Here is a 12,929-nt window from a genome sequence, read left to right as displayed (position 1 = left end):
GACGGTGCCGGCACTGCCTTCTGCCTTCGCCACTCCTGGTCCGTCAAAGTCACCCTGGAAAACCTCGGTAAAACAGGATGCAAGATCGGCTGAGTCAAGCACGACTCCCCAGCCACGATTCCCGGCAAACCCGGCATGAGGGAAGGAATGCTCCTTATAGTTTTCTGTTGTCAGAACTACCCGGCTGTCATCTGCCACGAGATATTTGGCATGATCATACCGATACGGGGCATGATCTTCTCCGGTCCCTTCCATGACTCTGACATCGGCTCCTGCCTGAATCAGATCGGAGATGACGGGGAACTCCTCTGGTGGAATCCCTCCGACCGGCCCGCCTTCAAGGAGCACTGATACCGCTACCCCCCGCCTGCTGGCATCACAGAGGATCTGTGCAAGACCTGGGTCTGTGAATTCATAGACATTGAGAAGGATGGATCTCTGTGCGTTGCTGATGATCTCTTCCAGAATCTGTCTTGAGCAGTCAGGAGACACAAATCCAGTGCCTGAGATGTTCTGAAAGGTCTGGGGTTTTAGTCGGCTTCCACCGGCCATGAGCACCCGAAAATCCCAGACTCCGTCAGCTGACCTGATATGTATCTGACCTTTCCGTGGTTTGAAGGTCCCAGGCCATGTCACGGTGTCATAGGTGCAGCCCTCACAGGTAAGAGTCAGGTCGTCCTTTTTATTGGAGAGTTGGAACCGGCCCTGCACGGTTGCCTGTGGAACAGCAGGGGTGCTGTCAATTATCTCATAGGAAGGATACCGCCCCCATACATGGTTGTATTGTTCACCATTACGCGCGATCGTGCAGGAGGAAGATCCGGAGTTTAAGGGTGAAAATGTGATGGTTCCCTCCCCGTCTGAAATGGTGCAGGAACCGGGAGGATGATCCCATCCTATGGTTATGTATTCATCCTCATCCCCGTTCATCCAGGTATCCGGATAAATTTCAAGGAAATACGGCCCGGCAGATACAGGGGTCATGAGTACGCATATGAGCAGGATAACAGGAAGGGGGTACATGGGGATCAGGGTTTATTGGTCATCATTACATGAACGTACTGCATTGTGATCAGCCGGGATCAGGCATTGGTGCTCAAGATTGGGGGCAGTCTGATTGAACATGCTCCGATGATTGTCAGGACTATCAGAGAGAGTGGAAGGGATATTCTGGTCATTCCGGGTGGGGGTATTTTTGCTGATGTTGTCAGGGAAAAGGAGATTTCAGATACGGCAGCGCATTTTATGGCAATCGCAGCCATGGATCAGTATGGATGGCTCCTGTCCACGTATGGATTGCCGGTAACAAGAACTCCGCTTATGAGTGGTTCCCCTGCAATTCTTCTTCCTTATAAGCATATGATGGATGCTGATCCACTTCCTCATTCGTGGGATATCACATCAGATACCATCAGTGCCTTCTATGCCGGTCTGCTTTCAGTACCTCTTGTTATTTTAAAATCGCTCGATCATATCCGGACATCTGATGGTCCGGTGACCGCACTCATGCCTGGAATCGGTACTGATGATCTCGATCCTGCATTTATCCCCTATGTTACGAAGGAGCAGGTCAGGGGGTTCATACTCCGGGGATCTGATCATGCGAGACTTGCAGGATTTCTCAAGGGTGAGGAGGTGCCGGGGACATACTTTGGCGGTACCATTTAAGGTGTTGATGAATAAACCAGATAAGCAGCTTTTTGGAAGTCTGAATATGAGTAGAACAAACTGCACGTCATGTAATGGCCCAATGGCAGAAGAGGGCTCTGTAGAGTTCGGCTGCCCGGCATGCGGGGCCACCATACGCCGGTGTTACCGGTGCAGAGAACAGAGCGTTGAGTACATCTGCCCGACCTGCGGCCTTCGGGGACCCTGAGAGTATGGGAGACGTAGCGCTCATCATCAAGGTGATGCCGGAATCACCAGAAGTGAACCGGGAAACGATCGTTGCGACTATAAAAGAGAAATTCCCCCGCGTTCAGGATATCAGGGAAGAGCCCATCGGCTTTGGACTTGTCGCAATAAAGGTCGCGCTGGTTGTTCCTGATGCTGAAGGTCAGACAGAGACCATTGAAGCGACCCTCAATGCTATCGATGGTGTTGAACGGGCAGAAATTGTAGAATCAACCCTTGTGTAAATCTGCACAAGGCTTTTTTCATTCTCCGGATACTGGGGATATCTACTCCCCGTTCTCAAGAACTGAGAAAATCTCACGGGTTATGCCACGAATCTTTTCTACCGAATTCTGAAAGTTCCTAACTTCCAGGGGTTCAATGCGGATCGGCACAGGATATACTCCGCTCCGGTTTATCCGGGCCGGCACGCCGATACAAACATCCCCGATATTATGGACTTCAGCTTTTATGTAGGCTGATACCGTAAGAATCCGGTTTTCATTTCCAAGAATGGTACGGATGAGTGTGGCAATAGCTTCGCCGGGGCCCCAGACCGTTGCACCTTTTGACGCAATGATCTTCTGACCAGAGGATCTGACCTGCTGCATAATGTCTTCAATAGGCACCTGTGCAAAACTGGGAAGATTCGATATCTGTATTCCTCCGATGGTTGTTGCAGACCAGAGTGGTACCATACTGTCACCATGCTCCCCGATGATACGGGTATGCACCTCACTGACATGAACCTGGAAGAATGATGCGATAGCTGATTTCAGGCGCATTGAGTCGAGATGTGTTCCAAGCCCGAAGACCTCGTTTGGTTTTTTTCCTGAGTATCTCAATGCGACATGCGTCATAATGTCAACCGGATTGGTGACCATCATGAGAAATGAGTTCGGGGCAATTTTTCCTATCTTCTGAGAAAAATCCGCGACTATCTTTGCATTCTCTACCGCGAGATCCAGTCTGCTCTGATCCGGCTTTCGTGCAACGCCGGCGGTCAGGACGATGATGTCAGATCCCTTCAGATCCTCAATATTGCAGCTCCAGCTGACATGACTGTCTGTTCCGGTTGCAGCAAATGAATCAATGAGATCCCTGGCCACTCCGTCAAGCACCGATTCCGAACCAGGTCTTCCATACAACTGGACCTCGTTGACATAGGGAATACGGGATATCGAGAGTGCCGCATACTGGCCTACCTTTCCGGTTGCTCCGACAATCGCAACTTTTGCCATAAGAATCAGAATAAATCAGAATAATAGGGACATGTTATCGGTCGATCGGTCATTGCAGCCTTTTCCAAGGGTCTCCTTCTCCGCCCCGCAACCCCGTGGGCGCCGAATGTTCACGGTAAGTCTGCTCCCTTCCGGGCCTGAACCGGTCCCCGCGACAACAGGTCGTTCCTTCCTCCGAAGGTGTGATACCTGGCCACCGACCTCACAGGACAGGGTTTCTACGTCGGAAACACGACAGATACAGGCCGTATGTACCAACCTTCCTCAAACTTCGCCCCCTGCATACCGACGATTTCAGGTCACAAGTGACGCCGATCCACCCGGGCTAGTCCCCATAATTATGCTGCAGCTACGGAATAAAAACTTCCCCTCCTATCTTTTCCTTCCATGCTGTCAGAAATGGATCATTTCTCCTGAAAGACTCCTTATCAAAGGGATCGAATGCAGTGAGCCGTTTTCCAGAAGGCAGATCCGCTCCCAGAAGTTCGTATGTCCCATGGTAGAGCTGAATATTGATTTTGTTTCCGGTGGCAGAACAGATGAGGGCAGGTTCCCCTGTCCAGACCGGCGGTCGCTTACTCATATCATCGTACAGGGTGATCGAGGTTATTTTGAGTTTTTTCTGGTTTACCCTGATCGTCTGGATGGCACTCCAGACTGATGCATGCCAGACATCACACATCACGATATTTGGGACACCAAAGAGTGCTGCGGTAATGCCAAGTGTTCCTGGTCCTGCGCAGGCATCAATGAAGACATCCGGATGCAGCCGTCTGACCTGCTCCTCAACACTGAAGATCTTTGGGTCGATACCTTTCGGAAATTCAATATGCATCTCAGCCTGTTTCTTGATGACAACCACGGGACCTTTTCCGGAAAGAAAGATATCAGCCCTGACGTCACATCCACATACCAGGATCCCTTCATGGATTGTTGGTTCCTGTCCGTGTTTCACATCACCAGGACCGGGTATCTCATGGGCATGATAGACAATACCCAGCAGCTCGGGCACGTTCCGGTATGCGATTTCAGCCACTGGTGCCGGTATGAGATCAGAGATAATCAGAAGAGACCGGGGAGGGAGTACCGGGGGACGGCGGAGAAAGAGGCCGGGGCAGATAAGAGGGGTTCCAATGGATGAGAGGGGTTCACTGCCATGGAATATCCCTTCTTTCTGCAGGATCTGGTAGATATCTGCCATCACATCATCGATAAACCGGCGGTTACACTGACAGGGGCCTTGAATACACTCTGCAGAAGAGACTGGTTTGTCTTTTGGCCGGGGCGTCGGATGACACTGAGGGCAAGGTGCAAAAAATTGTGAGGGGCGTGAAGTGAGATCTCCAGGACAGATGATATGGTCCTCACCACAACAGGAACACTTCATTGAAGTAACATAATCATCTCTACTAAAAAAATACAGGTCATGGGCCTGATGCGATTCGAACGCATGACCGCCCGGTTATGAGCCGGGCGCTCTCACCGCTAAGCTACAGGCCCAAAAAATGAGACGCCGCCAACAGGACTCGAACCTGTGACAAACTGGTTAACAGCCAGTCACTCTACCAACTGAGTTATGGCGGCTCAGATGTGCTCTAATACGTGTGATGTAATTATTAATAAATGTTGAGGTTTCCGGATCACAGAGATCAGGGCTGCTTCATCATACTGACGATCCGGATTATCTCGTCAATATCTTCGTTCAGATGCATGAACATCTCTTCTGCTTTGGGTGTCACGATAGCTCCGGCACTTGAGGCGCGAATGTACCCGCTGCTCTCAAGAACCCTGAGGGAATACCGGATCCGGTGCTGAGGGACGTTCAGAAGTTCGGATAATTTGATGATCCCGATGGGCTGATGATCTGCAACAGCCCTGAGAACCTCGATATGACGTGATGCGAGGCTGATATCTTCCTTGATCTTCTCAAGCATCGGTTCTTCTGCCCCTTTTATGCATGTTCACTTAGCCAGGCTTTTGTTTTGTGATAATTGCGTGTGAAGATCACGGTGAGAATGACTGCAAGTATCAGGCTGATTACTGCTCCAGGGAATTTGTATGCCTCTGGAAAGAGAAACAATGCAATCGGTACCAGTGCAAAAAACAGGATCACTCCGTTCAGTATGACGGTAAGGTGCCAGAATCGCCATCTGAACTGCTCTTTCGAAGCATCATCCATTATAAATACATCACGTTTCGCGTAAAAGTACTTGTGGTCTGACTCAAAACCTGTATGAGATGGACAGCCTGGATGACCTGATCCGGAATGCCGGCGCAGCCGTATATTGTCTGCATGCATCATCGGAGAATGCAGCGATGCGGCACATGACCCGGTTTGTAACTCATGATCCGGTCACAATACTGAAAAGACCAGATAATCCCCCTCTCATGATCGTCCCCCTTATGGAAGCCGAGCGGGCCATGAGAGAGTCTCCTGCGGATATCCTTACCCGACAACAGGCCGGGTATCTTGAGATTTTTGAGTATGAGAAAGATCCCTGGAAGATTCAGGCAGAGATGATCCGCCGTCTTTCCGGGGGGCCGTACCTTGTCCCTCCTGATTTCCCAACCGCCCTTACCCGTGCCCTTGAGTCATATAATACGGTCATTGTAGATTCCTCATCAGCACTCTCCGCTCATCGCGCCATAAAGACGCCTGAAGAGATTGGATGGATAACGGGTGCACAACGGGCTGCAGAGGCTGCGATGGATACAGCTGTCAGCATGATTCGGCGTGCAGATGTCAGGTCAGGAATGCTCTGGTATGAGGATGTTCCACTCACATCTGATCTGGTCAGGTATGAAATGAACAAGGTTATGCTCGCCTATGACTGCACCGCACAGGATACCATTGTGGCATGTGGCCTGGAGACGGCGATGCCCCATTGCACAGGAAGCGGAGTCCTCAAAGCACATGAACCGATTGTTATCGATGTCTTTCCCAGTGATAACAAAACCGGTTACCACGCAGATATGACCCGGACTGTCAGCAGAGGAGAGCCGTCCGGAAAGGTGACTGAACTCTATGAAACGGTTCGGGATGCCCTGATTATGAGTGAGAATATGGTTCAGGAAGGAGTGAGTGGAGCAGCATGTTACCAGGCGGTGCGTGACTTTTTTGCTGACCTTGGATATCCGTCTGATACCGAAGGGTTTATTCATAGTCTTGGTCATGGTGTCGGCCTCGAGATCCATGAACAGCCGTCCCTTTCCGGGACTGGTGGAGAGTTGCAGGCAGGACATGTCATCACGCTTGAACCCGGTCTCTATTACCGGGACATTGGTGGTGTCCGGATAGAGAACCTGGGAGTTGTGGAGAAGTCCGGTTTTTCAAGAATTACGAATTATCCCCTGGAGATGGTCCTGTGAAAGAAGAGATATTTGACCGGTATATGCAGGCAGGAGCAGCCGCAAAGAAGATCCTTTCTGAAGGAGCAGAGCGGATACGGGTTGGTGCCTCGCTCCTTGAAGTGGCAGATTTTGTTGAGAACTCCATTCTGGATGAGGGGTTTGGTATTGCCTTTCCGGTAAACATCTCTCTCAATGAGGCGGCAGCTCATGACACTCCCTCGCCTGATGATACCCGGACCTTTGCTGAGGGAGATCTGGTGAAACTGGATCTCGGTGTCCATCTTGATGGATATATCGCTGATACAGCCTGCACGGTTGATCTCGGAGATCAGCCGCTCCTGTGTGAGGCCTCACTTGTTGCGCGTGATGCGGCCATCGCAGCGGTCAGGCCGGGTGTTGCGATCGGAACCCTTGGTGCCATTGTTGCACATGAGATTAAGAGCCGGGGATTTTTGCCGGTTGCAAACCTCACCGGTCATGGATTAGATCAATACTGCCTGCATAAAGGCCCGAATGTTCCCAATATTCCGGGGTCTGGTGGTGCGGTACTTGAAGAGGGGATGGTCCTTGCAATCGAACCCTTTGCATCGACCGGTACCGGTTTTGTTCATGATGGCAGGAGAGAGGAGATCTTTTCCCAGCAGATCCGTCGTCCGGTCAGGCTCCCTGCTGCCCGCAAGATCTTACAGGAGATTGAGGGCCGGCATGGGATGCCATTTGCCAGACGGCATGTTCATGTGAAATCAGCAGATCTTGCCCTTTCCCGTCTGATACATGATGGCATCATCAGGTCATATCCGGTTCTGTCTGATGTTCCCGGCTCTTATGTGTCGCAGGCTGAACATACCATGATCGTAACCGGCGATGGCTGTATCGTTACCACTGCATGATAGCGATTCTTCTGTGATGAAAACGTAGTATAAGGATTATCGAAATGACCCGTGATGAGGAGATCCTGGACCTGATAGAACTGCTCCTGACTGCTGAGGTTTATAATCAGTATTCAAACCTGAACGTCAACGATCTGACTCCGGTTGCCCGTGAAGTCTATGGGATCCATTCCATGGACGGTGAACGCACTCCGGTTGTCGTTGCCGAGAGTGCCCTGCAGCGGGTGCTCGGTATTCCTGATGCGCACCTCAGGCTGGATAAGCATCCTCTCACATTATATGAAGAGTTCGGCCACCGGCTTCGGATAACCTCACTTCCTGCCGGTCTGACCTGGTTTTTGAAGAATGGCGGGCGGGAACGGATAGAGAAAAACCCTGCCCTTGCCTGGTTTGCCCGGGAGCAGGATCCCTCATTCAGTATCACCTATGAAGAGGTCAGGGACAGAAACCCCCGGTTTGAAGACAGCAGGATCTATCTTGACCGGCGGATCTCCCGGATGCTTGCCGAGGATGACAAGCTCAGATCAGGGCTTGATCTTATTATTATCAGTGCACCGGAGGAGGTGGAGCAGACGATTGACGACATCATCTGCTCTGCAGATCAGCTCAGCCGGATTGTCAAACTGAAGGTTGCGCTTGAACATCTTGAATTTCTGAAGAGCCGGCGGGTCTATGAGATCGGAAAACTGCTCTTTATCGGACCGCCAGGTACCGGGAAGACATCACTTGCCTTTGCCCTGACACGGGTGCTTCACATGCCGATTCTTGAAGTCCGGCTCTCCATGGTCACATCCCAGTACCTGGGAGAGACATCAAAGAACATTGACCGGATCTTTGATGTGGCGCGGCTTTTATCTCCCTGCATTCTCTTCATTGACGAGTTTGATTTTCTGGCCAAGAGTCGAGTCGGGGATGACCACGGGGCCATGAAGCGGGCGGTGAATGCGCTCCTGAAGAATATTGACCGGATCAGCCTGATTAGAAACAGGGTCCTCCTTATCGGTGCAACCAATCACCCCCAGCTTCTGGATGAGGCAGCATGGCGGCGGTTTGATGAAGTCATCCCCTTTGACCTGCCAGACCTTCCGACCCGTGAGTTAATCCTTCGCCGCCTGCTTACTGAATCTGAAACCAATGTTGACATATCACAGGTTGCAGAGCAGACCGAAGGGTTCTCAGGTGCAGATCTGAAGATGCTGGTCCGTGAGGCGATCCTCTCTGCGCTTACCGACGGCCGGACCGAGCTCTCACGTGATGACATCACCAAGGGAGAGCTTCTGATAAAAACCAGAGATGAGCATAAAGCCAGGAACTGGATCTGATGGATATCCGAATCCTGGGCTCCGGGGATGCCGTAGGGACACCGCATGTCGGGTGTCATTGTAAAAACTGTACATATGCACGAGAGGCAGGTATCGAGCGGCTTCGGACATCTCTTCTGATAACGAACGAAAACCGTCACCTCATCATCGATACAACACCTGATTTGAGGCGGCAGCTCTTACAGGCCGGATCGCCGAAGATTGATGCGGTCATCTGGACCCATGGGCATTATGATCATTTCATGGGTTTTGGTGATTTTTACCGGGTTCAGCGGATCCCCCCGGTGTATGCTGCACCTGAGGTCCTTGCGTCATGCAGCCCGGTCTTTCACTTTCTCATCAGGGAAGAGCGGCCGGTTGAGGTGTACACGCCGTTTATCACCTGCGGGCTTGAGGTTACGCTGGTCAGGGTTGAGCACCCGAATATCTTTACCACAGGGGTCGTCATATCAGATGGCAGGACCAGAATCGGCTATACGTCCGATACCAATGAATATATCCCGCCAAAGTCCTGGGATCTGCTACGGGGCGTGGATATGCTCTTCATTGACGGTCTCTTTACCGACTCATATAAGAAGGTTGAAAAGCACCTGAACTACGAAGAGGCGATACGGCTTGCGAAAGAACTGAAGGTGAAGGATTTCCGTATTGTGCATATGAGTCATATCATTCCGTTTGATGCACCCGGACAGGGTCATGACGGAGAGGTATTCACCTTTTAATCTGTTTATGCGCTCTACCTTTATCTGATCTGAACTCTAACAAAGTACAAATGAATATTACGGTTCTCGAACTCGGTGAGGATAAGGTCAGGATTTCTCTTGCCGGCCAGGGACATACATTCATGAACGCATTAAAGACCGAGATTCTTACTGATCCTACGGTTGACGTTGCAAATTATGTCATTGAATTTCAGTTTTCAGACCCGGTCCTGACCGTTACCACTCACAATAAGGCCGACCCGGTAAAACCAGTCCTGGATGCATGCAGGCGCCTGTCCGGCCAGTGCGAGGAACTCTTATCCTCGCTTGAACAATCAGTAAAAAAGTAGATTCAGGGTTTTTCTGTAAAGATAATTGACCCTGATATCTTTGCTATTCTCACTTTTACCTTCTGGCCCGGGCGACCACCGGCAACGTACACGATATATTTCCCGACTTTTGCCACTCCGTCTCCACGCCGGGACGTGGATTCGATGTTGACCTCGATGATATTGCCCTGTTCAAGACCGGAGGATCCGGATTCAACCTTGGACTTTCTCTTCCTGACCGGGCGGTGACTTCCACAGGCCTCACATTTGAGCATGAGGATGCGGTCATCTTTATAGAGCCTGGTATCAGGTTTCCCACATTCGGAACATATGACATAATCATCGACATAGCTGCGGATCATCGGGGAGAAGAGTGAATCTTCAAATTTTCCATTGAAAATTGCACGTGACCCGTCGATCTTTCCTGCTGTACCAAGTTCCCCAAGCAGGTATTTCATCAGGTGATCAGAATCGCGCCGGAGAGCACTGACAATGTCTGAGAAGTTCTCAAGGATGGTGGTCTTCCCCTCAATTATTGATTTGGGTTCAGGGTATGACCAGCGTTCTCCATCCTCTGACGGTTCTGTCACCTCCTCGTATGCCTTATTCAGAAGGGTCTCGTATGATTCGACCATGCGTTCATAATTTCTTTCACAACCGCAATTAAATATCCCTTTTTTAGGGTTGAGATGATATGGTGTACCGGTGGCTGCGGGTATGAAGGAGGAGGTAATCAGAATCCCAACTGAAAAGTTTTAGTATACTTCGGATCCCACTTATGGGAACCACTCAATATTTTTCTCCGAGGGCGCAATGTCTCTGCTAAAAACATCTGAAAGGGGTTTTTCCCGTGAACTGCCTGATGTGCAGTCCACCCTTCCTGATGTCAGGATTAACCTGACCAGGGTAGGTGTAAAGAATGTAAAAAAACTGGTCGAAGTCACCAGACCAGGGAAACGTCCGGTTATCTTCATCTCCAACTTTGATATCTTTGTAGATCTCCCCGGCAGTCTGAAAGGAGCAAACCTCTCCAGAAATTTTGAGGTTATCGACGAGGTTTTACAATCTGCGATAGAAGGGGAAGTAAAAGAGATCGAGCAGCTCTGCAGCCGTGTTGCACGGAGGCTTTTAGACAAGCATGAGTATGCAGACCGTACTGAAGTGCAGATGCGGTCTGAGTTCATGGTTGCCGGAGAAACGCCGGTCACCGGGACACTCTGCCAGGAGGTAGTCAAAGTGTTTGCCAGTGCGATTGCACAGCGGACATTTAAAGACCCTATCGTCAGGAAGAGTATCGGTGCTGAGGTTACCGGTATGACTGCGTGTCCGTGTGCCCAGAATATTATGCAGGAACGGGCACGGGAGGTTATGGAACATCTCGATATTGCAAAGGATAAGATCGATTCGTTCTTTAAGGAAGTTCCCATGGCTACGCATAATCAGCGGGGGAGAGGGTTCCTCTCTATCGAAACCGATGATGAGAGTCACGTAAAACTGGAGAAGATCATTATGATTCTCAAGCAGTCCATGTCCACGCCGATATTTGAACTCTTAAAGCGTGGTGATGAGGGTCATGTGGTCCTTTCGGCTCATAAGAACCCGCGGTTTGTAGAGGATTGTGTCAGAGAGATGGCACGCCGTGTCCATGCAGAGTTTGGCGATCTTCCCGGTGATTCCGTGGTTACCATTGCACAGGATAATGAAGAGAGTATTCACCAGCATGATGCGTTTGCAGAACGGCAGGCAACCATTGCCGAGCTTGCGGATGAGATCAATGGTGAAAATCTTGATGTCAGCTAAAATACCAGAGGAGCACGAGAATCAGCAGGACAAGTGCAGTTCCGGCAATAATTACCCTGCCCTTTTTTATACGTTCACTCGTGACTAGCTCCTGCTCCATAATGCTGACGAACTCAGAACAGACCGGCATCGTCTGCCAGACTTTTTCAATGTCATCTCTTGTTACTTCATAAAAGTGATGCGAGACCTGGTTACGAAAATTGACAAGGTCTATCATCTGCTGCCGCATCTCCCATGAGATAACCCCGTGATCATGGAGTCGTTTAAAGAAAACCTTATTTTTCACCTGCTCTTCGGATCTGATATATCCCCGGATAAGGCTGACTTCACGTGCCAGATCCATAAGTCGGTTTGTCAAAGCAAAAAGGACCATGGTCCGTGCATAAAAATCCCTCCTGTCCTGGTCAAACCGCTCCTTCCTTCTAAAGATACTTTCGGCATCTTCCAGGTAGTGCCTGATGTCACAGAGTATGGACTGGCAGGCAGTGGATCGAAATAGACAGGTTCCGTGAGGCATGTCCAATAACTCATGTACGTGTCTTTTTTCCGGAATATATCGATTGCTATAGGTTTGCTCAAGGAGATGTATGAGCGCGAAGCAGTATCCTTCATCAGTTTTGTGTAAAAATGACTATTTTCGGTCTTTTTTTAAAAAACCGAAACCGTTCCAAAAGGCGCTAGCAAAATTTTCCGATTGATTCAGTAACACAAAAATGATTTCTTAAACGAGAATGGTGGCTTTCATTTTGGTTCAATTAAGCTCTTTTTATTTCAAATTCTTAAAATGATGCGTTATTTATATTCTGATTGCAGGGGGAGGAGAATGAACTCATGCCATTCTGTATCATACTGGTTGTGAAAAAATGTATGTTCGTATTAATCTCTTCTGGATATCGGCCCACAATTGTGACATGATTTCCGTTCAAATGGCAAATTAGATATATCTTATAGCCAAATGCCATTTGTCGTACAATGGTACGGTCATACCCTCAGATCTCCTGAGGGCTCTTGATATGAGTTGTACAGCATTGCGAACAAACAAATATCAAAGGCGATTCTCTTGTCCAAAGTAGTAGAAGTTTCCCCAACCACACGACATGAAGGACACTCCAAGCTTGTCCTTAAAGTCAACGATGCGGGAATAATTGAGCGTGGAGATTGGCTGAGTATCACTCCGGTAAGAGGTATTGAGAAACTGTGTGTAGGCAAGACCATGCACCAGGCACCCAAGATCTCATCCCGTGTATGTGGTATCTGTCCGATTGCCCACACCCTCGCAGGTATCGGCGCCATGGAGGCATCGGTAGGCTGTGAAATTCCGCAGGATGCATATCTGCTCAGAACAATCCTTCAGTGTGCAAACAGGCTGCACAGCCATGCACTTCACAATATTCTGACTCTG

General features: G+C 49.8%; 17 protein-coding genes, 2 tRNA genes and 1 other RNA gene. 10 read left to right on the top strand and 10 right to left on the bottom strand.

What is annotated here, in order from left to right; translation table 11 throughout:
- The coding region (locus LDL35_RS01135) for a phospholipase D-like domain-containing protein (RefSeq protein ID WP_304018656.1) at window positions 1-984 on the bottom strand (984 nt) is incomplete at its 3' end.
- Between the two features lie 84 nt (window positions 985-1,068).
- Between LDL35_RS01135 and LDL35_RS01130 the strand changes: the two genes are divergently transcribed.
- The 3 genes from LDL35_RS01130 to LDL35_RS01120 are packed head-to-tail and all read left to right on the top strand — an operon-like array spanning window position 1,069 to window position 2,138.
- Window positions 1,069-1,668, top strand: coding sequence for a uridylate kinase (locus tag LDL35_RS01130; RefSeq protein WP_304018653.1), 600 nt, complete (start codon window positions 1,069-1,071; stop codon window positions 1,666-1,668).
- Between the two features lie 7 nt (window positions 1,669-1,675).
- On the top strand, window positions 1,676-1,876 hold the full coding sequence (locus LDL35_RS01125; protein ID WP_304018651.1) for a zinc finger domain-containing protein: 201 nt from the start codon (window positions 1,676-1,678) through the stop codon (window positions 1,874-1,876).
- Between the two features lie 4 nt (window positions 1,877-1,880).
- Complete coding sequence (locus tag LDL35_RS01120; protein ID WP_011449306.1) at window positions 1,881-2,138, top strand: elongation factor 1-beta; 258 nt, start codon at window positions 1,881-1,883, stop codon at window positions 2,136-2,138.
- Between the two features lie 42 nt (window positions 2,139-2,180).
- Here the strand turns inward: LDL35_RS01120 and LDL35_RS01115 are convergent, their stop codons facing one another.
- The 7 genes from LDL35_RS01115 to LDL35_RS01085 form a co-directional block, all read right to left on the bottom strand.
- Window positions 2,181-3,134: a malate dehydrogenase gene (locus LDL35_RS01115; protein ID WP_304018647.1), complete on the bottom strand. Its 954-nt coding sequence runs from the start codon at window positions 3,132-3,134 to the stop codon at window positions 2,181-2,183.
- A gap of 23 nt (window positions 3,135-3,157) precedes the next feature.
- An RNA gene (ffs, locus tag LDL35_RS01110) (signal recognition particle sRNA) lies at window positions 3,158-3,470 on the bottom strand.
- A gap of 13 nt (window positions 3,471-3,483) precedes the next feature.
- The gene (locus tag LDL35_RS01105; protein ID WP_304018645.1) at window positions 3,484-4,521 is read right to left on the bottom strand and encodes a hypothetical protein; all 1,038 of its coding nucleotides are present in this window, start codon (window positions 4,519-4,521) and stop codon (window positions 3,484-3,486) included.
- Window positions 4,522-4,561: 40 nt separating this feature from the next.
- A tRNA-Ile gene (locus LDL35_RS01100) sits at window positions 4,562-4,634 on the bottom strand.
- An 11-nt stretch (window positions 4,635-4,645) separates the two neighbouring features.
- Window positions 4,646-4,718, bottom strand: a tRNA-Asn gene (locus LDL35_RS01095).
- A gap of 65 nt (window positions 4,719-4,783) precedes the next feature.
- The gene (locus tag LDL35_RS01090; protein ID WP_304018643.1) at window positions 4,784-5,068 is read right to left on the bottom strand and encodes a hypothetical protein; all 285 of its coding nucleotides are present in this window, start codon (window positions 5,066-5,068) and stop codon (window positions 4,784-4,786) included.
- Between the two features lie 17 nt (window positions 5,069-5,085).
- Complete coding sequence (locus LDL35_RS01085) at window positions 5,086-5,313, bottom strand: hypothetical protein (protein ID WP_304018641.1); 228 nt, start codon at window positions 5,311-5,313, stop codon at window positions 5,086-5,088.
- Between the two features lie 59 nt (window positions 5,314-5,372).
- Here LDL35_RS01085 and LDL35_RS01080 point away from each other — a divergent pair, with 59 nt between their 5' ends.
- From LDL35_RS01080 to LDL35_RS01060, 5 genes are read left to right on the top strand one after another with little or no spacing between them, the layout of a single operon-like run.
- Complete coding sequence (locus tag LDL35_RS01080) at window positions 5,373-6,503, top strand: Xaa-Pro peptidase family protein (protein WP_304018639.1); 1,131 nt, start codon at window positions 5,373-5,375, stop codon at window positions 6,501-6,503.
- Window positions 6,500-7,375 (top strand): type II methionyl aminopeptidase, encoded by an 876-nt coding sequence (map, locus tag LDL35_RS01075; protein WP_304018637.1) that lies wholly within the window; start codon window positions 6,500-6,502, stop codon window positions 7,373-7,375. Before LDL35_RS01080 ends, map begins: the two co-directional genes overlap by 4 nt.
- Window positions 7,376-7,419: 44 nt before the next feature.
- Window positions 7,420-8,697 (top strand): ATP-binding protein, encoded by a 1,278-nt coding sequence (locus LDL35_RS01070; RefSeq protein WP_304018635.1) that lies wholly within the window; start codon window positions 7,420-7,422, stop codon window positions 8,695-8,697.
- Window positions 8,697-9,419: an MBL fold metallo-hydrolase gene (locus tag LDL35_RS01065; RefSeq protein ID WP_304018633.1), complete on the top strand. Its 723-nt coding sequence runs from the start codon at window positions 8,697-8,699 to the stop codon at window positions 9,417-9,419. The genes LDL35_RS01070 and LDL35_RS01065 overlap by 1 nt, the downstream gene beginning before the upstream one ends.
- 50 nt (window positions 9,420-9,469) lie before the next feature.
- Window positions 9,470-9,748 (top strand): DNA-directed RNA polymerase subunit L, encoded by a 279-nt coding sequence (locus LDL35_RS01060; protein ID WP_304018631.1) that lies wholly within the window; start codon window positions 9,470-9,472, stop codon window positions 9,746-9,748.
- Window positions 9,749-9,750: 2 nt separating this feature from the next.
- Here the strand turns inward: LDL35_RS01060 and LDL35_RS01055 are convergent, their stop codons facing one another.
- Window positions 9,751-10,362 (bottom strand): translation initiation factor IF-2 subunit beta, encoded by a 612-nt coding sequence (locus LDL35_RS01055; RefSeq protein WP_011449297.1) that lies wholly within the window; start codon window positions 10,360-10,362, stop codon window positions 9,751-9,753.
- A 178-nt stretch (window positions 10,363-10,540) separates the two neighbouring features.
- Here LDL35_RS01055 and mptA point away from each other — a divergent pair, with 178 nt between their 5' ends.
- The gene (mptA, locus tag LDL35_RS01050) at window positions 10,541-11,527 is read left to right on the top strand and encodes a GTP cyclohydrolase MptA (protein WP_304018628.1); all 987 of its coding nucleotides are present in this window, start codon (window positions 10,541-10,543) and stop codon (window positions 11,525-11,527) included.
- On the opposite strand, the gene LDL35_RS01045 is transcribed toward mptA, so the two are convergent.
- On the bottom strand, window positions 11,520-12,044 hold the full coding sequence (locus tag LDL35_RS01045) for a HepT-like ribonuclease domain-containing protein (protein ID WP_304018626.1): 525 nt from the start codon (window positions 12,042-12,044) through the stop codon (window positions 11,520-11,522). The two genes, mptA and LDL35_RS01045, sit on opposite strands and share 8 nt — an antisense overlap.
- Window positions 12,045-12,587: 543 nt before the next feature.
- On the opposite strand from LDL35_RS01045, the gene LDL35_RS01040 reads away from it, so the two are divergent.
- The coding region (locus LDL35_RS01040; RefSeq protein ID WP_304018625.1) for a nickel-dependent hydrogenase large subunit at window positions 12,588-12,929 on the top strand (342 nt) is incomplete at its 3' end.

This window comes from Methanospirillum hungatei (assembly GCF_020216685.1).
GTDB lineage: Archaea > Halobacteriota > Methanomicrobia > Methanomicrobiales > Methanospirillaceae > Methanospirillum > Methanospirillum hungatei_B.
Note: the sequence above shows the minus strand (reverse complement) of the source record. Positions and strands in the feature narration are given on the sequence as shown.